This is a genomic window from Stieleria tagensis (genome assembly GCF_024129865.1).
In the GTDB taxonomy this organism is placed as follows: domain Bacteria; phylum Planctomycetota; class Planctomycetia; order Pirellulales; family Pirellulaceae; genus Stieleria; species Stieleria tagensis.
Map to the genome: position 1 here is coordinate 1 of NZ_JAMYFE010000156.1, position 21670 is coordinate 21670.

Here is a 21670-nt window from a genome sequence, read left to right on the forward strand (position 1 = left end):
CGCTTACCCTGCAACCCCAACCAACAGGCCCCCATTAGAACCCCCGCAGCGATCGCTGTCAAACCCCACTGGCTTGAGGTCTGTCCCCGGGAACTGAGCTTGAGGTCTGTCCCCGGGAACTGAGCGTGAGGTCTGTCCCCGGGAACTGAGCGTGAGGTCTGTCCCCGGGAACTGAGCGAGGAACTGAAGAGGTCTGTCCCCGGGAACTCGGGCTCTCAGGAACTGTCCCCAGGAACTCGAGCTGTTATGACATTGCTCGGGGAGCGACGATCGAATGTCGTCGCTTCGAAACCAGGCAGGTCTATCTGCTTGCAAAAATTCAGCCACCAAAGTGGTAGGTCAGATTGGCGATAGCAGCCCAGTCATAGGCTCGGTCGGTCGACGGGGAATCCGTGGAGCCTACTGTCGCTGGTTTGTCTCTCAGTGGTGCTGAGATGGCGAGCCCAGCGGAAACGCGGCGCCCCAACATTGCGGTTAGCCCGGCGGTCATGTTCAGACGATCCGTATGGCCATAGATCACATTGTTGACCGTTCCGTCGGGTTGCTCCTTATCCCATGCACCGGTGTAGTGCAACTCAAATGTGGGAGCCAACCCGGTCAGGTAATTCGAGTGTGCGTTGCGGTAGAGCCAATAGCCGATCGACACATCGGCCATGAAGTAGCTCGGTTCGCGGAATGTACGAGTGCTAGGTACTTCTTTGAGTGTCCCGGTATTCATCCGATAGGAAACAAACGATTGCGTAAACACTCGATCCGATGGCTGCCAGAGGGTCGCGAAGTAGGGAGTGAAATTCCAAACGTCGTCACGAATACTCTCATAAAACAGGGCTGGACCCGGCGGCGCGGTGATTTCTTCCGCGGTCGGCGCTTCAATACGGAGTCCCGCGGAGTATGCCGCGTGCTCCGAGCGATGCAACAGCGCCTTCAAGCCAAAGGCAATGTCGCCAAAAGTGCTTTCCGTACCGGGGCCATTAACCACCAAATCCAGGTTCGACGGATAGCTGTATTTCGATGTCGTATAAAATGGCAACATGAAATCCAGTGAGATCAAACCGTTCAGCAGCGTTTTCTCGGCAAAAAGTCGGTACTCGTAAATGTCCTTCTCGACTTGATCGCCAGACAATCCACTGTACACATCGCCCAATGCATTGAAGTTGAACCCGATGCGATTTTGGGGAAGTGCCGAATTGTTCTCTGCGACCTTGTAGATGTGGTTTTGGAATACAGCTCGCGTCCCGCCAACATTTGAAAAGGTTCTGGGAATGACCAACCCACCGTCGCCGAACATTCCGGGAACAATCTCGCAGGGTTGATCCTGTGAGGAAAGGCATTGACCCAAGTGCCATCCGTCAAAGCTTCCCCATGAGTGGGAATCACAACCATTGTCGTCACAGTCTTTCAAAAAACCTTCTCCGCCGGATGCCGTGGAAAAGGCAATCACATTTGAGAAGACGACAAGTAAGGCAAGTCGAGCGAGTGTTCTGGTCATGGTTCTCTGCTTATTTTTGTCAATTAGACAAGACTCCAAAATCTTTTAAGTTCATCGTCGTTTCCCGCTGTGGAGACTGTCCCGAAGTTGATCTCGTCACGCATGTGTTTCAATCGACAAACTCAAGGGGCAACACGGTTGGAGTGGTAGCGATTTTCAGGGATAGACACGTGGACTTGTCGCTGTCACAAAAAATCCGTCGTCGGATCAATGGCCAGCCTGACATCACTGATTTCGGATTTTTCAGCTCTCGACGTTGGCCGCAGCAGCGGACCGGCATGGAGCCTCTGTCGTAGTTTGCCGGGATTCACTAGGATTCTGGGTTGGAGCTCTGCCACTGCCCCCGCCTTTCGAGAAAGCCACGGTATATGGAACGAATTCGAAACTTTTGCATTATTGCCCACATTGATCATGGCAAGTCGACATTGGCTGACCGGTTGATCCAAGCCTGTGGTGGGGTGACGCAACGCGAATTCCATGACCAGATGCTCGATTCGATGGACATCGAGCGGGAGCGTGGGATCACGATCAAAAGCAATACGGTGACGCTGTCGTACACCGCCGCAGATGGTCTTGAGTACCAATTGAACCTGATCGATACTCCTGGACACGTGGATTTTTCGCACGAAGTCCGGCGGTCGCTGATGGCATGCGAGGGGGCGTTGATGGTGGTCGATGCATCCCAAGGCGTCGAGGCCCAGACGGTTGCCAATCTGTACTTGGCGCTGGAATACGATCTGGAACTGTTGCCGGTGATCAACAAAATCGATCTTCCCGCCGCAGACGTGGACCGCGTGCGACTGGAAATTGATTCTGATTTGGGACTCGATCCGTTTGCGGCAATTCCCGTGTCGGCCAAAACCGGACAGGGTATCGAGGATGTCCTGAACGGTATTGTCGAACACCTGCCGAGCCCCAAAGGCGACCCGCAGGCGCCGCTGAAAGCGTTGGTGTTTGACGCATACTTTGACAAGTACCGAGGTGTGATTCTGCAATGTCGAGTGATGGACGGCACGTTGAAACCTCGCGACACGATTCACTTCATGCATGCCGATCGAGACTTCACCGTCGATGAGCTTGGATACAACCAATTCAAACTGAATCCCAAGAAGCAACTGTCTGCCGGAGAAGTCGGGTACATCGTCGCTGGCGTCAAGAGTGTGCAAGACATCGAGATCGGAGACACGATCACGTTGCTTGATCGGCCGGCAACGGAGCCGATCCCCGGTTATCAAGCGGCGCGCCAAGTGGTGTTTTCTTCGGTCTATCCGATGAGCACCGATCAGTACCAGGATTTGACCAAAGCGCTGGAAAAGTTGGCGATTAACGATGCGGCATTAACATTTGAAAAAGACAGTTCGGCGGCGCTCGGATTTGGGTTTCGCTGTGGCTTTTTGGGGCTGTTGCACCTGGACGTTGTCCAAGAACGACTGCAACGCGAATTTGACATCGGACTGGTCATCTCCGCACCTTCGGTCAAGTACCAGGTTGAGTTGAAAGACGGCAGCAACATTGACGTCGACAACCCCAGCTATTGGCCGGATCCATCGACCATTGATTCAGCCAGCGAGCCGTACATCAAAGCACAAATCCTGACGCCAGAGGAATACGTTGGTGCGGTGATGGAATTGTGCCGCGACCATCGATCGGAAAGTCAGACGATGAACTACTTGTCTGCAGGGCGCGTGGAAGTGACCAGTGAAATGCCATTGGGCGAAGTGCTGTTCGATTTCTACGGCAAGTTGAAAATGATCACCCGAGGCTATGGGTCGTTTGACTATGTACCGATCGAATATCGCAAGACCGATGTGGTGAAGGTCGACATTTTGGTCAACAAGGAACCGATCGATGCCTTGTCGTATTTGGTGCACCGCGACAAGGCTCGGACGCGTGCACTGCACTACTGCGAACAGCTTGCCGAGGCGATCCCTCGTCACCAGTTCAAGATCCCGATCCAAGGCGCGATTGGCGGCACCATCATCGCCCGGGCCACCATCCAGCCGTTCCGCAAAGACGTGACCGCAAAACTGTATGGCGGCGACGTGTCACGGAAGAAGAAACTGTTGGAGAAGCAGAAAAAGGGCAAGGCCAAGATGAAGCAGTTCGGCAGCGTCAATATTCCTCAGAAGGCGTTTGTCTCGGTGCTAAGAGCCGACAAAGACTGAAACTTTGGGGGGAGAAGGGCTGGGGCTGAGGAGGCTGGCGATTACCCAAAAGTTTTGTTTGATCACCCGCTGACGCGTTGAGAAGTTGCACTTTCGCGTCGGGTTGCCATTTGTGGGTCGTCGCCAGCCCCCTCACCTAACGCCCCTCTGGAGAGGAGTGGTCAGCGATCTGGAAATAGGGTCGATCTTGACTTGGAACCGTGCCCGGGACTATTTGCTAACAATCCACTCGTCCCCATCACCACTGGATTCAATGATCCCTTGGCTGTTGAGCATTCCATTGACCGTCGTTCGGCCGCCGCGCCTCATGCCGCGGTTTGTTTGCTGCTGTGTTGGATGGGTGGCTGTGCTCCGCTTGCAGTGGCGCCGATGGGGCAAGGATTCGCAGAGATTGCGACAGCGCCGGACTCTCTGCCGGAAACGGATCGGGAACTTCGACATGATGCGGTGGAGTTGGTGGCCTATGAATTGGCCCCCGACCCCAGTGATGGAAACTTGGAATTTCCGGAACGTCCGTCACAGCCGTCAGGCGGATACTCGATCGGCGAAGTCCTGGCACTCGCGCGACAAAATCATCCCGCGGTGATCGCGACTCGGAGAGCCATCGAGCAGTCGCGGGCAAACATTGCCGTTGCCGGTCAAGCCACTCCGCCGGAGCTGGTTTTGGATGTGGACACACCGGTGCACGACCAATCGGGGGCTTCATCGGCGTCGGCGCGACTGACGTTTCCGATTGGTCAGCGAGCTCAGCAAGACGCACAGATTCGAATTGCACAAGCGGAACTGGCCACGGCGATCGCCGAGCATCAGCGGACGGTTCGTGTGACGAGCGATGAAGTGTTGTCAGTGACATTGCAAACGATCTATTTGCAACAGCGTTTAGAATTGGATCGACGCGCCGATGAAATCAGCCGCGAGCGAAAGCAGCTGTCCGATCCAGAGCTGCGTGATGGTGATGCGGCAGCCAACTTGGTCGACTTTGCCACGGCACATTCCGCAGCTCAACGTGCTGTTGGACGCGTTTTCGAGACCGAACGTGATTTGGCGATCGCGCGGGATACGGTGGCACAGTGGATGGGAATTGACGGCTCGGCTGGTTTAGAAGGTCACCCGAGTGTGGTGATCGATAATTCCTTGCAGACCGAATCATTAGCACTTCCTGCATTGGCCGAAGTCGTCGACGCCGCACTCTCAGACTCGGCGGAATTGGCTGCGGCACAGTCGGCAACCGTGGCCGGATGGCTGACATATCAAGCGGCTCGCAACGAATTGCCAGCGATGGAAGCGGGGCCGCGCTACGACCATCGCTTGGGGCGCCGCGACGACCAAGTCGGATTGCGATTTCAAACCGATCTGCCGAATCACCGTAACGTGCAAGCCGAAACCACAGCGGCAGAGGTCAGTGCGAAGTCAATGGAAGATCGGGTCCAGCTAGTGCGCCACGCGGTCGCGGCTCAAGCTGCCCGTGATTTTCGTGAACTGCAATCGATCGCGACTCAGTTAGAGAGCTATCGTCAGGACACTTTTGTGGACGACCAGCAACGAATCCTGGCCGCGGCACAGAATCACCAGGAATTGACCGGCCAACAAAGATTGCAGATCGAGGAAGCGATTCTGGACCAGCAACGCGATCAACTGGAATTGGAATACCGCTTTGCCGTCATTCGTTCACGGTTGCGGCTGCATGCGATCGCACCGGGATCCATTCAGTAGATCACGAGTTGGACCAGTTGTCCGGGCGTCGTGCTGATGCCTGGTGGCAGCGGGATTTTGATCGGCACACCCCATTGCTGCACGTCCATATTGCGCAACAGTTCTTCAGGGATGGATTCGTAATGATTTCCGATTTCGGCCACCGCTGATTCCACCTGTAGCGATTCGGTGCCGACCAACGTGATTTGGACTTTGGAATTGGGGGCGACCGATTGGCGATCTTTTTGATCCAGGTAAGCAACGATCCAGCGGCTTTGGTCCGACGCGATGGTCACAATCGGATCACCGCCACGGACAAACGTACCAGGCGGTTGGTGGATTTCTGTGATTGCACCAGAGACCGGAGCGAGGATTTGATTCGAAGCAATTTTGTGTGCCAAGGCTTGGATTTTGACATCCTGCACCACCAGCGCTTGGACGTAGGGTTCCAACATGGCTGCGCTATCAAGTGACGACAGGCCTGGTGATGCGCGGTCGGTTGGGGCAACGCCCTGTTTGGCATCCGCGATCAATGTGATGCGTTCTTGTTCGGCCAATGCACCCTGCAATCGTTCGCCGGTGGCCTGAGTCTGGCGGTTGAGTTCCAACAAATGGTTCGCGATGGTCTTTTCCAGTTCGACGGCATCGGTTTGTGTCTTGCGGACGAGCGCCAGCTGTTGCTCGATCAACGTCGATTCACTGGCGGGACTCATCCGTTGTTCGACCAAGGATTTGATGCGTGCGAGTTGGGCGTTGAGAGTCTTGATTTCAACGTCGGCAGTGGTGATTTGTTGCTTCGTTTCTTGATGTTTGATCAACAACAATCGGTGGCGTTGATCCAGGTCACCCCATTCACGGCGCAGTGCATCGACGTGTTCACGAGCATCCAACTGGGCGCGCTGGAGGTCGATCGTCTGTTGCTTTCGTTGTCGGTGGTCTTCGTCGGTCTGACGATCCCATTCAATTTGGTCACGCGAGAGAGATTGCCGCTGGGCGTCCAATTCGGCTTCCAGTTGACGGCGCTCGGCGGTCAGCGTCTGCATTTCCAACAGCGATTCGGAAACGTCAAGTTTGGCGATTGCGGTGACTCCTTTCTGCACGCGGTCGAACCGGGTGATGGCCGGTTCGCTCCATTGCAGCACACCATCTTGTGATGCCGGTACGGTCACTTGGATCATTTCAACTTGGCCAGAAATGATCACGCGTGGAGTTCGCCGCATCCACAACACTCCGACGGCGACTAAGCTCAGCAGGAACAGAACCCCTTGCAACTGTTGTGACAACAGATAGCGAATGCGATGTGGCAGTGGGACGGGAATGCGGTTTGCGGTAGACGGCATACGACGCTCTATGCCTCCGATTCATCTTCGTGCGCAAAAATCGAAACGCGTTGGACTTGGTCCAGCCCACGGAGTTCTGATTCAAGTTCCAATCGCCGGGCCGGATTGCGTAGTGTCAATCGATAGGACACGTCGACGTTGCCCGGGCTGACTTCCTGGGCCGATGCCAATTGAGACGTCAAACTGTGGCGATTGAGGACACGATCGATCGCGGCACTGACTTCGTCCGAGTCAGAGTTGAACATCAGGTTGACGATGGTGTCAAAGTTATGGCGGGCACCATATTGTGTGACGTACAGGTAGAACATCACCGCACCGATGAATACAGATCCGACCAAAGCCAGCGTGGAGCGGCCCGTGCCGACCGCCATGCCTTCGACAATCGACCACAGCACAAATACGGTGTCACGAGTGTCTTTCAAGACATTGCGAAATCGGACCACAGCGAACACGGCTAGCAATCCAAAGGCGATCGAAAGATTGTCGGCCATCAACAGCATCATCATCGCGACCAAGATCGGCAGCGTCACCATGCTGGCAGTGAAGGACTGTGAATAGGACAGCCCGGAATGGGTGCGTTGATACACCCATCCCACCACTTGCCCCATCACAAATGCCATGAAGAACGTGAACAACATCGACTGGAAGTCAGCCGTGGGCGCACGATCATTTCGCATCACACTGTCGATCCACAGTGACATCAGGTTCGTCCCAACGTGTTGGCACCGGTAGTGGACATCATGTGCGGCGGCAGTTGTCGGTTGTTCCTCGTCGGCACGATGCTATCCCGGCAGGTCAGGTACTTGGGAAACGGGCCTGAAATCAGATTGAACGCTCGCACCAATTCTTGCATCCATCGCGGAAATCGATCGGTGAATTTCAACTCGAACACCACGGTGTCGTGATGCCGCGTTGGAATCGTCTGTTTGGGGATGGTGATCATCGTGCCCGACTGATAGGGACTGGCCAGCAACTGGCGATCGAAGGTTGCCCGCCAATCTGTATTCTGCGGTGACACATACGCCTCGCGCTGGTAGTAAACGTAGGTCGTGCCCCGCGCGCCCACTCGATCACGCAACCGCGAGAACTCTTGAAAGGCGATCCAATCTTTGTTCGTGGTTTGAAATGCGCTGTTTGTACCGAATGCATCAATGGCGACGGTTTCACCGGACAGCATCGCGGTAGCCACCTTGCGGTCGACCTTGGCTCGCTTTTTCTTCACCGCCCGTCCATCGCGGCTTTTAATTTCCAAAAATGCGGGGTGGGTCGGGTCGCCGTCATAGATCCTGACCCGTAACTTATAGCGATTGCGTATTCCCTGGACCGTTTGCTGGTACAACAAATCATCGGGGCTATCCAAGTAGACGCTGCAGACCGGGTAGCTACCGGCGGCGCTGTTCGGATCGGCGCGCATTCGGCCGCTCAAGTATTCGCGAATCGCTTTCGATTGGGCTTCATCGATTGTGAATTTCAGCTCCGAGCGGCTTGACTGAATCGCGTCGTGCGATGCCATTGAATGCATGGTGACCTTGGCTTGTAGGACGAGTTCGAAGAGAAGAAAAGCGACACCGATCAACCCGCTGACCACCGGAAGACCGATGTTGGTGAACGCCTGAGCGTTAACTCAACCCAAATATGAAGGTTTCATTATGTCTTGATAAAGATCAATACTCAACCATTAGCCCTCGAATGGACAAAATAAATCTCCACTAAGGGGGGGCGGAGCTGTTTTCCAAATTTTTGACTGTGGTTAAAACGTGCCCGACGCTGGCGCACGCCGCGGTCTCAAACTTCATCTGATCGAACAATGAATCAATCTGTCACTTTGATCGCGTCAGGCGATCTTCGCGAATCGGCCAACCAAGTTTGCTGGCCTGCACAACAGTCCATGGAAGCCGCTCTGTCGTCGGCCTTGGGGAAACACGGTTGGGGCGTGAGCCGGGGGCATGCGTTTGATGCAACCTGTGGGCACGGTTTCATCGCTTCGCAGCGGCAAGGCATCGAGGTTTTTCGGGGAATCGATCCCGATGCGCCCTTGATTGTGGCCGAAGCTGTCTGGCAGTATTCGCATCACGTGTTGGCCGGTTTGATGACCCATCGCGGCCCGATCTTGACCGTGGCAAACTGGTCGGGGCAGTGGCCGGGATTGGTCGGGTTGCTGAATTTGAACGGTTCGTTGACCAAAGCGGGCGTTCGCTACAGTTCGCTGTGGAGTGAAACCTTTGCCGACGATTGGTTCAATGAACTGCTTGGGCAATGGTTATCCAGTGGCAGCGTCACCCACGACCTATCACATGTCAACAAATTCGACTCATCCGCGGCAGGCGACCAAGCCAAGCAGGTCGGCCAGCAGGTTGCCGCTAAATTGCGTGGCGACAAAGCCATCATGGGTGTGTTCGACGAAGGCTGCATGGGGATGTTCAACGCCATCATTCCCGACCATTTGCTCAATCCCGTGGGAGTTTTCAAAGAGCGCCTGAGCCAGTCAGCTCTGTACCACGAAACCAAACAAGTCAGCGACGCTGACGCGCAAGCGGTGCGTGATTGGTTGGATCAAGCCGGCATGAAGTTCCATACCGGGCCAGAGCACGCGACGGACTTGACCGACGCACAGATTTTGGACCAGTGCCGAACCTACATTGCGGCGGTTCGCATTGCGGATGACTTTGGTTGTGACTGCATCGGGATTCAATATCAGCAAGGGCTCAAGGACCTGCTGCCGGCTAGTGACTTGGTCGAAGGCATGTTGAACGACTCGGTTCGACCACCGGTACGATCACGCGACGGATCACGTGAACTGTACGCTGGTGTTGCGATCACGCATTTCAACGAAGTCGATGAGTGTGCCGGTCTGGATGGATTGTTGACACAACGTGTGCACGCCGCCCTGGGGCAGCCAACGGAGAACACCTTGCATGATTTGCGTTGGTCCGACGCTGATCGTTCTGGAACGACCGATGACGAGGTCTGGGTGTTGGAGATCAGTGGCGCCGTCCCGGCTTCGCATTTTGCCGGCGGCTGGGCCGCTGCGGAGGGTTTCCGCCAGCCGCCGATGTATTTCCCGTCCGGGGGCAGCACGATTCGTGGCATCAGCAAACCAGGCGAAGTGGTCTGGTCGCGAATTTACGTTGAAGACAATCGGTTAAAAATGGACCTTGGCCGGGCTTCGGCGCTCGATCTGCCAGCGGCGGAAACACAGCGTCGTTGGGACAGCACAACGCCTCAATGGCCGATCATGCATGCGGTTCTGCACGGAGTCAGCCGCAATCAGATGATGGCCCGGCACAAAGCGAACCACATTCAGGTTGCCTACGCGGATTCGGCCGAGGCGGCTGACCAAGCGATGTACGCCAAAGCAATTGCGGCACAAGAACTTGGAATGGAAGTCGCTTTGTGCGGGGTCTGAAATCGAGGCTGCGGTCGTCTACCAACACCCCAGCGACGGCAGGAGGTCTTGATTCTGGATCGGGGGATGTTCACGCCAACGGTGTAGACCGTAACCCTAGGTTGTGAGGACCGGGAACACTCCAGATTGCTCTGGCAACGGCGTGATCGGTTACACTATCGGTGACCCCTCCCCCGCCTGAATGCCCCACCTATGAAACGATCGAATTGCATCATCGGCCCTGTGTTGATTGCCATTGTGCTGAGTTCGGCTGTCAGGGCCGAAACGCAGGCAAAGAGTGAAGCGTTCTTCGAAAACCAAATTCGGCCGCTGCTGTCCAAGCACTGTTTCGAGTGCCACAACGCAGATAAGCAGGAGGGTGGCATCCGGCTGGATTTCCGCCAAGCGTTGATCGACGGCGGTGACAGTGGTGCGGCGATCGTGCCCGGACAGCCAGAATCCAGTTTGCTGATCGAAGCGGTGCGCTATGAAGGTTTGGAAATGCCACCGGAAGCGCCGCTGTCCCCCGAAGAGATCGCTAAATTGGTGCGTTGGGTCCGTCAGGGTGCTGTGTGGCCCGAGTCGGATGCCATCGCAAAACCATCGCTAGGTGATCAAGACGCGATCCGTAAAGTGGCCGATTCCCATTGGGCGTTCGCGGCGATCGAGATGCCGCCCCAGCCGGAAACATCCGATCCGGATTGGGCGCGAACACCGATCGACAAATTCGTTTTGGCGAAACTTGATACCAACGGGCTAACGCATTCGAAACCGGCCAAACGGACCACGTTGATTCGGCGTGCCTTCAATGATTTGATCGGATTGCCACCAACGCCCCAGATCATTCAGTCGGTGTTCGGCCAGCCAAGCTTACACGGCAAGACCTATGTCGAAATCGTGGATGGGTTATTGGCCAGTGATCACTACGGCGAACGCATGGCACGTCGTTGGATGGATGTGGCACGCTACGCAGACACGCGGGATTTTCAAGCCGCCGCCGACTTGCGTTATCCCTATGCCTACACCTACCGCGATTGGTTGATTCAGGCCTTTAATAGCGATTTGCCATACGACGATTTTGTCCGCCAGCAACTGGCAGCCGACTTTTTGACCGAACGCGATGATGATCCCAATTTGGCGGCGTTAGGTTTTTTGACAGTCGGTCCGCTGTATCGCAACAATCTGCACGAACGAATCGCGGATCGCGTCGATGTTGTTACGCGTGGGTTGATGGGACTGACGGGATCCTGCGCTCGCTGTCACGACCACAAGTATGACCCGCTGTCGATCGAGGATTACTACTCGTTGTACGGTGTGTTCCGCGACAGCGTGCGTCCCTCAGAGTTCCCGACCATCGAGAATCCGCTCGGTCGTACAGTGTCGGCGGAGCTAGCCGATCAGTTTCAATCCGCGTTGGATGCCGAGACGTCCAAACTGCGAGACTACGAAGCGGGACTGGCCGACGCAGCGATGGAGGCGTTCAAAGCATCGCCAACGAAGTATCTGCAGGGCTATTTGGAACTGAACATCACCAAGGCGGCAACGATTCGCGGACTGATTTCAAAGAACGATCTATCAGAGATGGCGATGACGCCGATCGCAACGAATCTGGATCGATTTCGCAAGCGAGCGTCGAATGCATCACACCCCGTGTTTGGTCCTTTGGTGGATCTTGTTGCCCAACCAGACAAGAATTTTGCCGAAAAGAAATCGACTTATCTGTCACAACATGGTGATGCGCTGGTCACGCCGGTGCGCGTCGCAGTGGAGCAATCCAACAGCCGCAGCGACCTTGTCGAGCAGCTCGGCAAAGTGTTTGAACAATCCGGATCTGAATCGGATCCGAATTGCGCACAGATTCAGCAGGCGATCGCTGACCCAGACGGACCGTTTTCAATCACACCCCGCGCCGCGTCGGCGGCATCTCGATTGTTGGGCAAAGGACGTCAAAAACTGTTGAAGTTCCAGCAGGCGATCGCGGACGTACAAGCCACTCACCCAGGCGCCCCCAGCAAAGCGATGGCGCTGGCCGAAGCCGATCAATTTCGTCCGGTGTTTGTCATGTTTCGCGGTGATCCCTCACGTCGCGGACCCAATGTCGATCGACGATTTCCGGAATACTTCTCAGCCGCATCGGGGCCGACCAAGTTTGAAAACGGTAGCGGTCGATTGGAGTTGGCAGAAGAAATTGTCAAGGCGGAGAATCCGTTGACGTCGCGAGTGATCGTCAATCGGATTTGGCGAATGCATTTCGGCAACGGTCTGGTGGCTGATGCTGGCGATTTCGGGTTGCGCAGTGAACCGCCGGCCCAGCAAGAGTTGATGGATTTCTTGGCCGCATCACTCGTTGAAAAAAAATGGTCGCTGAAGTGGTTGCACCGAACCATCATGCTGTCCAACACCTACCGCCAAAGTTCGTCGGCGATGGATCCACCGACACGGGACGATGGCACCAGCGCAGTGGAGATTGACGCGATCAACCAACTGCTGTGGCACCAGAATCGTCGGCGTCTCGATTTCGAATCGATGCGAGACGCGATGTTGGCTGTGGCGGGCACACTGGATTCTTCAATTGGTGGTCGCAGTGTGGTGTTGTCCGCCAATCCACATCCAACTCGACGGACGCTGTACGCCTATGTCGATCGCGTTGATCCCGATCCGTTGTTTGCGACATTCGACGTCCCCTCGGCTGACGTTTCGTCGGCACAGCGCACCGAGACTCTGGTGCCCCAGCAAGCGCTGTTTGCCATGAACAATCCGTTTGTCACCGAACAGGCCCGGGCGCTGATTGCCCACGATGATTTCCAGGCCGCTGAAACCGATGCACAGCGGATTCGCATTTTGGTGGATTCTGTTCTGCAACGCGATGCGCGTCCCAACGAAATCGCGATGATCAAATCATTTGTCAATCACGCCGATCGCTTGCGTGGTGGCCAGCCGGTTCGCTGGCAGTACGGGTTCGGGCGTGTGGGTGGTGCGACCGCTGATTTTAAACCGTTGACCCATTTTGACGGAAAACGATACAGCTACGAAAGTGAGTTTCCATCTCCCGTTTTGGGCTATGCGATGCTATCGAGTAGCGGTGGACATCCGGGAAAGAATTCGGAACAAGCAACCATTCGGCGTTGGACCGCACCGGCAGACATGCTGATCAGGATCGCTGGAACATTGGAACGCAAATCAGAGCGCGGTGACGGTGTTCGTGCGGTGATTCGAATCAACGGCAAACCGATTTTCGAAACCACTCTGGTCACGGGCCAATCAAAAACCGCCTGTGGAATTCATTCGGTCAAAACGGGTGACTCAATTGATTTTGTGGTCGATCCGCTACAAAGTTCGACGGCGGATGGCCACCGCTGGACGGTGCTGATCGAACATCGCGATGAAACGAAGAAAAACGTGTTGGAAACTTGGTCTTCCGGACGCGATTTTTCGGGCCCACCCCCGCCACCGCTTAGCCCTTGGGAACAGACCGCCCAGGCACTGATGATGACCAACGAATTTCTGTTCGTTGATTGATCCGCTACACAGAGAAACGCACATGAATCAACTCTATCTTCCCTCACGACGGCAAATGTTGCAGCGTTGTGGGTTTGGCATCGGTGGCTTGGCGGCGTCGGCGTTGCTCACCGAACAGGCCCAGGCCGACTCCATTTCCAGCCCGCTTTCACCGCGTGAGCCCCATTTTCCGGCGCGTGCAAAACACATCATCCATGTGTTCGCCAACGGTGGCCCCTCGCAGATCGACCTGTTCGACCCCAAACCGGCATTGCAGAAACTGCATGGCAAGACACTACCGGATTTAGACAAGTCGAACCGTCGGATTGCCGGCGTCGCCCATGCCTCGCCCTTTAAATTCTCCAAACACGGCGAGTCCGGCATGGAGATCAGCGAACTGTTGCCGAACTTGGCCAAACACGCTGACGACCTGTGTTTGATCCGCTCGATGACGACGGATGTGCCCAATCACGAACAGGCCCTGATGATGATGAATTGTGGCGATATGATTCGCACCATGCCGTCGGTGGGCTCTTGGGCCTTGTATGGATTGGGGACCGAGAACCAATCGCTGCCCGGTTATGTGGTGATGTGTCCGGGCGGTTTACCAACGGCACGCTCGGCAAATTGGCGCAGTGCTTTTCTACCGGGCGTCTATCAGGGCATGCATGTCGACACCAATGTTACCGACCCGACGCAATTGGTCGACAACGTTCAAAACGACACAATGGTGCCGCGTCAACAACGCCGTCAGTTGAGTTTGATCCAGCAGCTAAATCGTTCGCACCAATCGACTCGCTCAGCCGACCCGCAATTGGAAGCTCGTATCGAATCGTTGGAGCTTGCGTTTCGAATGCAAGGCGAGGCATTGGATGCATTCGACACCACCGGCGAACCGCAGAACATCCAGGATCTGTATGGTACCGAACGACAAGGACGTCAGATGTTAATCGCTCGGCGGTTGGTCGAGCGTGGTGTTCGCTATGTCCAGGTTTACCACGGTGCCGGCCAGCCTTGGGACAGCCACACCAACATCGCGGGCGCTCACAAACGTCTGTGCAATGAAACCGACAAACCACTGGCTGCCCTGCTGACCGATCTAAAGCGTCTGGGGCTACTGAAAGACACCTTGGTCATCTGGGGTGGTGAAATGGGGCGAACTCCAACAGTCCAATTGCCGGTCACTAGCCAAGTGGGGCGAGATCACCATCATCGTGGTTTTAGTTATGTGTTGGCCGGCGGCGGAGCCAAACCGGGCTATGTCCACGGTGTGACTTCGGAAACCGGATTGGACGTCGTCGAAGACGAGGTGCATGTGCATGATTTCCACGCCACCTTGTTACACATGATGGGATTTGACCACGAACGTTTAACCTATCGCTATGCCGGGCGTGATTTTCGACTGACCGATGTGCATGGCAACGTCATTCACGACATTCTGGCATGACGGTCGCCCACGGTCCAACCACGGCCGACTTTTCGACTCCACCCGAACATTCGACTTGCGAACAATGCCGCGTTACCCTTTTATCGTCTTGCTTTGTTGGCTCGTCTGCTGGGACTGCTTCACGACAGGGAGTGGATTCAGTCAGTCAGTGGCGGCTGAAGGGTCTGGGCCGAAGGTTGATTTTGTGTCGCAGGTCGCGCCGATCTTGCGGGAGCACTGTTTGCGCTGTCATCGACCCGGCAATGCGAAGGGTGATCTGTCGTTGGCGACGATCCAGTCGCTGCGAGAAAACGATTTCATCCTGGACGGTGATGCAGCCAACAGCCATCTGCTGGAACTAATCACGGGCTCCGACGATGCCCCACCTCAAATGCCGGCCGACGGCGAACCATTGTCAACCGGTCAGGTCAGCATCGTTCGTGATTGGATCAATCAGGGCAGCGACTGGCCGGATGATTTCGTTGTTCAGCACGAATCCAAAGGCGGTTCCGACTGGTGGGCCTTCCAGCCTCTGCGGAGTTTGCCGACGATTGACGATGATTCCAACCCGACTGAGACGATCGATCAGTTGATTGACGAGTCGCTGAAGAAGCAGGGACTGCAACGCAATCCTGCAGCCGATCGCAAGGATTTGATCCGCCGGGCGACCTATGACTTGATCGGTTTGCCGCCCACGGTGCAGGAAATTCAATCGTTTGTGAATGACCCATCACCTGATGCCTACGCCAAACTGATCGATCGATTACTTGCCTCGAATCACTATGGTGAACGTTGGGGAAGACATTGGTTGGACGTGGTGCGGTTCGGTGAGAGCGTTGGTTTTGAACGCAACAACATCATCGACAATTTGTGGCCCTTTCGCGACTACGTGATTCGCAACATCAATGAAGACAGACCGTTTGACCAATTGATTCGTGAACACTTGGCCGGCGATGTGATTGATCCCGACCAACCCGACACGATCATCGGCAGCGCCTTTCTGGTTGCCGGTCCCTACGACAACGTGAACAATCAAGACGCGGTCCAACAGGCCCAAATCCGGGCCAATACTCTGGACGAAATGATTCGTGCCACCAGCGAAGCGTTTCTGGGATTGACGGTCGGTTGCGCCCGCTGTCACGATCACAAATTCGATCCGATCAAACAACAGGACTACTACGCGTTTTTCACTTCGTTCGCGGGGATGGTGCACGGCACTGCTCCGTTGGCCTCGGACGAACAACAGTCCAAGCGGGCAGCATTAATTCAGCCGCTGGAGAAACAGAAACGTGAGATCGAAGCCAAAATTGCGGCGCAGAAGCAAGCGGTTTTAGAACGAGCCGAGGTCAATCGTGATGTGTATGAAAGCCGTTGGACGCGTCCTCCGGTCGACCGATCCGGGACAACGGAATCGTTTCCAGCAATCAGCGCAAAATTTGTGCGTTTGATCTGTGAGGCTCAAGATATCAATCCCAAAAGTGCGTCCGGTTTTCGCATCGACGAATTTCAAATTTGGTCGGACGAACCGAAACCCCGCAACGTCGCGTTGGCATCCGCCGGTGGCAAGGCCAGTGGCCGAGCGAGACAGATCGAAGACTTTCCCGGGGCCTACGGGCCTCAGTTGACGATCGACGGGGAAACTGGAGCTCGGTTTATGGCGGTCGGTTCAGACCTGACGATTGAGCTAGGCGAGACCACCGCCATCAACCGCGTGGTGTTTTCGAGCGCGATGGATGAGCCCGACCCGGGACACAATAAGTTTGTGTTTGTGGCGGACTACCGAATCGAAACGTCGCTGGACGGCGAAACCTGGACAGAGGTCGCTAATGGGGATGACCGCCAGCCTGCACAGACTGCGAATTCCCCGGATGGTCGAGTGCACCGAGAGCACCGTCTTGCGCAGTTGGAAACAACAAACGATGAACGTGCCGCGATCGATGATTTGCAGAAACAGCTCGGTCTAATCAATGACTCGATCAGACAGATACCAACCCTGCCGAGTGCGTGGGTGGGAACAAGAAGCCCAGAGCTTGCCAAAGGTCCGTTTCATGTCTTTTTAGGCGGCAGCCCACAAAAGCCGGGTGACGCTGTCGTTCCACACAGCATGCATGTGTTTGACCATGTCGCCAATACAAATTCGCACGCCCAAGATTTTGCATATCAATTGCCCGCCGATTCGGCAGAGTCCCAGCGTCGTTTAGAGCTCGCTCGCTGGATCACAAACCCGGCAAATCCGCTCACGCCGCGTGTGTTGGCGAATCGAGTCTGGCAATACCATTTTGGCGCTGGAATCGTTCGCACCCCCAGTGATTTTGGCTACATGGGTGGCCAACCATCGCATCCGAAACTACTGGATTATTTAGCCAGACAACTGCAGCAGCACGACTGGCGTCTGAAACCGCTGCATCGAATGATCATGCTGTCCAAAACCTATCAACAATCCGCCGACTATCGCGAAGCCGCTGCCAGCGTGGATGGGCAATCCCAATTGTTGTGGCGATTCCCGCCGCGCAGATTGTCGGCCGAAGAGGTTCGCGACACGATGTTGCAGGTCAGCGGCAGCTGGAATCGATCCATCGAACCGGACATCCGGGTCCCCGACGGCGGCCCAGGATTTCGTTTGTATCACTACATGCAGGATAACGTGTCAACGTACAAGCCATTGGATGAACACGGCAGAGAAACGTATCGACGTGCGGTTTACCATCAAAACGCGCGGGCCTCGATCGTTGACCTGATGACCGAATTTGACCAGCCGGATTGTGCCTTCAGTACACCGCGACGTGCCAGGACCACGACACCGTTGCAAGCTCTGACAATGTTGAACCATCAATTCACATTGGACATGTCAGCGGCGCTCGCGGACCGGTTGAAACAAGAATCGGATCAGCTGGACGAGCAAATTCAGTTTGCGTTTCAGCTTTGTTTTGGTCGGTCTGCCGAAAGTGATGAAATTCAACCCTGTCGCGACCTGATCCTCCAGCATGGTTTGGTGGCTTTTTGCCGAACTCTGTTCAACACCAGCGAGCTGATCTACGTGCAATGACATTTAATTTCAATCAAATCGATCAAACACGGCGTCAGATGCTGGGTCGGGTGTCGACCGGACTGGCCGGAATCGGTTTACTGGATCTGATCAACGCCGGTCGTGGAATCGCCGGACAATCGGCCCCCGAATCCGTCCACCATCCTGCCAAAGCAAAGCGCGTTCTGCAAATCTTTTGCCCTGGTGCGGCGTCGCACATGGATTTGTGGGAACACAAGCCGATGCTGGACAAGATGCACGGCCAGCCGATGCCGGGAGAAGAAAACCTGGTCTCGTTCCAGGGCAAGAATGGTAATTTGATGCGCAGCCCCTGGCCTTTTGTTGCCGGGGGAAACAGCGGGAAAGCGATCAGTTCGATGCTGCCGCATCTTTCAAAACATGTCGATGACATTGCGTTTCTGCACGCAATGCTCAGCAAAACCAACACGCATGGTCCCGGATGTGTGTTCATGAATACCGGGCATGATTCGGAAGGATTTCCGAGTGCCGGATCTTGGGTCAGCCATGCGCTGGGCAGCGAGAATGAGAATTTGCCAGCTTACGTTGCCATACCCGATATTCGCGGCGAACCGCCAAACGGAAAAGCAAACTGGTCCAATGGTTTTCTACCGGCCGAACACCAAGCCATCATGATGAGCAACCAGATGCCAATTCGAAATCTGGAACGTCCCGGTTCGATCGGCGTCGGTGCGGAGCGTGACACGCGTGCCTTGCTTGATCAAATGAATCAGCGGTTTGCCGATCGACACCCCGGACAAAGTGAGTTGCAAGCTCGTGTGGCGGCTTATTCATTGGCGGCGAAAATGCAGTTGTCCGCCCCAGAGGTTTCCGATCTCTCGACCGAATCAGCGCAGACCCTAGCGATGTACGGAGCCGATGATTCGAATCGATTGAAGTCCGCCTATGCACGCAACTGTATCTTGGCACGTCGATTGTTGGAACGGAATGTGCGTTATGTAAACCTGTACTGTGCTTCGCGCGCCTCCGGAGTCGATGGGCTACTGAATTGGGATGCACACAAGACGTTAAAAGCGGATTACGAACGTCACTGCCCGGTTTTTGATCAACCGACCGCAGCATTGCTGTCTGATTTAAAACGTAGCGGGTTGCTGGAAGACACCTTGGTGTTGTGGACCACCGAATTTGGACGCATGCCAACGCATCAACAAGGCACCACTGGTCGGGATCATAACCCGGACGGATTCACATGCTGGATGATGGGTGCGGGTATCAAACCAGGCGTCAGTCATGGGGCGACTGATGAATTCGGCCGGCGTGCACAATCCAACCCGACGACTGTCTGGGATTTCTATGCCACCGTGTTGCACTTGTTAGGGTTCGATCACCAGCGACTGACGTGGTACCACAACGGACTCGATCGCCGATTGACCGATGTGCATGGTGACGTGATCCACGAAATCCTTGCTTAGACGTCTGCTTCGGGGCGATAGATTTTGACCGGGTGGGTTTCGCCCAAATCATACGCTGCGTCTAAGTCAAACACTTGATCATCGTCATCAATCTGGTCCAGTTCTTCATCGGTCAGTTCCGCACGCAGATTGACCATTCCGATGCGGATGTTGGTTCCCGGTACCACGATCGCTTTTTCAACACGTTGTTCATCGATAAAGACTCCGTTTTTGGAACCCAAATCCCGCACGATCAGCGAGTCGTAAGGGTCAATGAGGAACTGGCAGTGCTTTCGACTGATCGATCCATCGTTCAGCGTGATGTCGACGGTCGGGCAACGCCCGACGGTGACGGGCGGCGACAGCACCCATTCGGACTTGTCACTTGCATTTTGGTGATCCACCAAGACAAACTTGTAATTCATGGCAGTATTCCGGAGACAGAGGAGATAAGATGAGATCGTCCCTGCGGCAATTGTCTGAGCTTACAGTAACCGGGGCAGACCGTCGACGTTTTTGACGTTGCAGGCCACAAATCCGAGAAAATTCCCAACCACTCTCCGAGCCCTTTGGGACCATCGATATGCCACTGCGACCCTATTTGCTGATCGCGATTTTTGCGGTTTGTGCGGAACGCCATGCGTCTGGGGAAGACTTCTTTCTAACGATTGGCGGTGGCTATGCACCGTCCGGCAATCAAGCCTCGCTGGAGAATAACGTGTTGTTTTTTCAGCGTGTGCTGCGAGAGCAGGGAGCCGACCACGGCAACAACGACATCTACTTTGCCGATGGGAACGATCGCGGAAAGGACCTGCAGGTGATGGACCCGGATTCGATTCCGTTGGCCAATCAATTGATGGCAGAGTTCTTTGGCAGTCGATCTTCACTGGGATTGTCCTACCGCAACCACAAGATCCCAAATGTGCGTGGGAACACACGTCCCGAACAGATCCGGAAGTGGTTTAGCGAGACCGGTTCCAAGATGAAGGCGGAGGATCGTTTGATGCTGTTCGTGACTGCCCACGGAAATCGCAGCCGGGACTCGCGGAATCCCTACGACACGACCATCGCGACCTGGGACAACACGTCGATCAAGATGACCGAGTTTGTGAAGCTGCTGGATGGGCTTCCCAGCGGAGTCCAAGTGATTGCGGTGATGGTGCAATGCCACGCCGGTGGGTTCGCGAAGTTTATTTTCAATGGTGGTGACCCCGATCGAGGCTTGTCCAGCCAAAACCGGTGTGGATTCTTCGCCACCGTGCATGATCGATCTGCGGCCGGCTGCACACCCGAAGTCGATGAAAAAAGTTACGTCGAATACAGCACCTATTTTTGGGCGGCGCTTTCCGGACGCAGTCGCACCGGTGATCCGATCGAACGTCCCGATTACAACGGCGATGGCGTGATTGGTCTGGATGAAGCACATGCCTACACCGTGTTGACCGCAGACACGATTGATTTGCCCATCAAGTCGTCCGGAGAATTTTTAAGCGAGTACAGCAAGTTCGCCGAGGAGGACTCGGCGCTGCTGAGCGACGAAGAACCCTACTCTCTGATCCTGGAACTCGCTTCCGCCACCGACCGGGCTGTTTTGGAGGGGCTGTCCGAACAATTGGATTTAAAAGGTGAAGACCGTTTGACGGAAGCCGGGAAAGAAGCGCGGCCTGAACGAGGTCGTGGACGTTCACGTCGTCGTCGTGAAGAGTCGCCGAGTGATCGGTTGAAGCATCGAATTGCCAATGACATCGAACGTCGCTGGCCGGAATTGGCCAATGTTGTGAACCCGGTGGCGGTGGAGTTGATGACGAGTCGTAGCGGAGAATTCATTGATGCGATTCAGCAACACGCCGACTATCAGCGCTACCGTGAACTGACGGAACAACCTGAAACGGATGAGGCGAAGCGGCGGGTCAAGTACGAGCGTTTTTTGCGTACGGCGGACAACGTTGTCTTGGCGGAAAACCTAAAACGAATCGGAAATCGCCAACATTTGGATCAATACAAAGCCATCTTGGATGCCGAAGCGGGCCCGTTTATTCACCGTGATTGATACACAGCGATTCAGGTTTGATCGCACAGACTTTGATCGCACAGACGTTGATTCGCCCGCAGGTTGATTCGCCCGTACGGTCAAGTCGCGTCTCATCACAACCCGACGCGTGAGTTTTGAAGTTGCGCTCTTATGGTAACCCGACGCGTCAGTTTTGAAGTTGCGCTTTT

Annotated in this window: 13 protein-coding genes; 8 read left to right on the forward strand and 5 right to left on the reverse strand. The window is 55.2% G+C overall.

Features of this window, described 5'->3' with window-relative positions:
• Positions 1 to 319: 319 nt before the first annotated feature.
• A complete protein-coding gene (locus NHH03_RS27025; RefSeq protein ID WP_253161476.1) occupies positions 320 to 1489 on the reverse strand; it encodes a hypothetical protein in 1170 nt (389 codons plus the stop codon).
• A gap of 368 nt (positions 1490 to 1857) precedes the next feature.
• On the opposite strand from NHH03_RS27025, the gene lepA reads away from it, so the two are divergent.
• Together lepA and NHH03_RS27035 are read left to right on the forward strand one after the other, a co-directional pair.
• Positions 1858 to 3654, forward strand: coding sequence for a translation elongation factor 4 (gene lepA, locus NHH03_RS27030; protein ID WP_253161477.1), 1797 nt, complete (start codon positions 1858 to 1860; stop codon positions 3652 to 3654).
• 261 nt (positions 3655 to 3915) lie between these two features.
• Positions 3916 to 5367, forward strand: coding sequence for a TolC family protein (locus NHH03_RS27035; RefSeq protein WP_253161478.1), 1452 nt, complete (start codon positions 3916 to 3918; stop codon positions 5365 to 5367).
• Here NHH03_RS27035 and NHH03_RS27040 read toward each other — a convergent pair.
• Genes NHH03_RS27040 through NHH03_RS27050 form a run of 3 tightly spaced genes read right to left on the reverse strand, consistent with a single transcriptional unit; the run spans position 5361 to position 8199 of the window.
• Positions 5361 to 6686: an HlyD family efflux transporter periplasmic adaptor subunit gene (locus NHH03_RS27040; RefSeq protein ID WP_253161479.1), complete on the reverse strand. Its 1326-nt coding sequence runs from the start codon at positions 6684 to 6686 to the stop codon at positions 5361 to 5363. The genes NHH03_RS27035 and NHH03_RS27040 overlap by 7 nt on opposite strands.
• Positions 6687 to 6694: 8 nt before the next feature.
• On the reverse strand, positions 6695 to 7387 hold the full coding sequence (locus tag NHH03_RS27045; RefSeq protein WP_253161480.1) for a DUF4956 domain-containing protein: 693 nt from the start codon (positions 7385 to 7387) through the stop codon (positions 6695 to 6697).
• Positions 7387 to 8199 carry a polyphosphate polymerase domain-containing protein gene (locus tag NHH03_RS27050; RefSeq protein ID WP_253161481.1) on the reverse strand — a complete coding sequence of 271 codons (813 nt, stop codon included), beginning with the start codon at positions 8197 to 8199 and terminating at the stop codon, positions 7387 to 7389. The genes NHH03_RS27045 and NHH03_RS27050 overlap by 1 nt, the downstream gene beginning before the upstream one ends.
• A 294-nt stretch (positions 8200 to 8493) precedes the next feature.
• Here NHH03_RS27050 and NHH03_RS27055 point away from each other — a divergent pair, with 294 nt between their 5' ends.
• The 5 genes from NHH03_RS27055 (at position 8494) to NHH03_RS27075 (ending at position 19471) form a co-directional block, all read left to right on the forward strand.
• A complete protein-coding gene (locus tag NHH03_RS27055) occupies positions 8494 to 10092 on the forward strand; it encodes a fucose isomerase (protein ID WP_253161482.1) in 1599 nt (532 codons plus the stop codon).
• A 192-nt stretch (positions 10093 to 10284) separates the two neighbouring features.
• Positions 10285 to 13590: a PSD1 and planctomycete cytochrome C domain-containing protein gene (locus NHH03_RS27060; protein WP_253161483.1), complete on the forward strand. Its 3306-nt coding sequence runs from the start codon at positions 10285 to 10287 to the stop codon at positions 13588 to 13590.
• A gap of 22 nt (positions 13591 to 13612) precedes the next feature.
• A complete protein-coding gene (locus NHH03_RS27065; RefSeq protein WP_253161484.1) occupies positions 13613 to 15016 on the forward strand; it encodes a DUF1501 domain-containing protein in 1404 nt (467 codons plus the stop codon).
• A 184-nt stretch (positions 15017 to 15200) separates the two neighbouring features.
• Positions 15201 to 18041, forward strand: coding sequence for a DUF1553 domain-containing protein (locus tag NHH03_RS27070; protein ID WP_253161485.1), 2841 nt, complete (start codon positions 15201 to 15203; stop codon positions 18039 to 18041).
• Positions 18038 to 19471, forward strand: coding sequence for a DUF1501 domain-containing protein (locus NHH03_RS27075; protein WP_253161486.1), 1434 nt, complete (start codon positions 18038 to 18040; stop codon positions 19469 to 19471). The genes NHH03_RS27070 and NHH03_RS27075 overlap by 4 nt, the downstream gene beginning before the upstream one ends.
• Here NHH03_RS27075 and NHH03_RS27080 read toward each other — a convergent pair.
• A complete protein-coding gene (locus NHH03_RS27080; RefSeq protein WP_253161487.1) occupies positions 19468 to 19875 on the reverse strand; it encodes an FHA domain-containing protein in 408 nt (135 codons plus the stop codon). The two genes, NHH03_RS27075 and NHH03_RS27080, sit on opposite strands and share 4 nt — an antisense overlap.
• Positions 19876 to 20033: 158 nt before the next feature.
• Here NHH03_RS27080 and NHH03_RS27085 point away from each other — a divergent pair, with 158 nt between their 5' ends.
• Positions 20034 to 21500: a hypothetical protein gene (locus NHH03_RS27085; RefSeq protein ID WP_253161488.1), complete on the forward strand. Its 1467-nt coding sequence runs from the start codon at positions 20034 to 20036 to the stop codon at positions 21498 to 21500.
• The last annotated feature ends 170 nt before the right edge of the window (positions 21501 to 21670 follow it).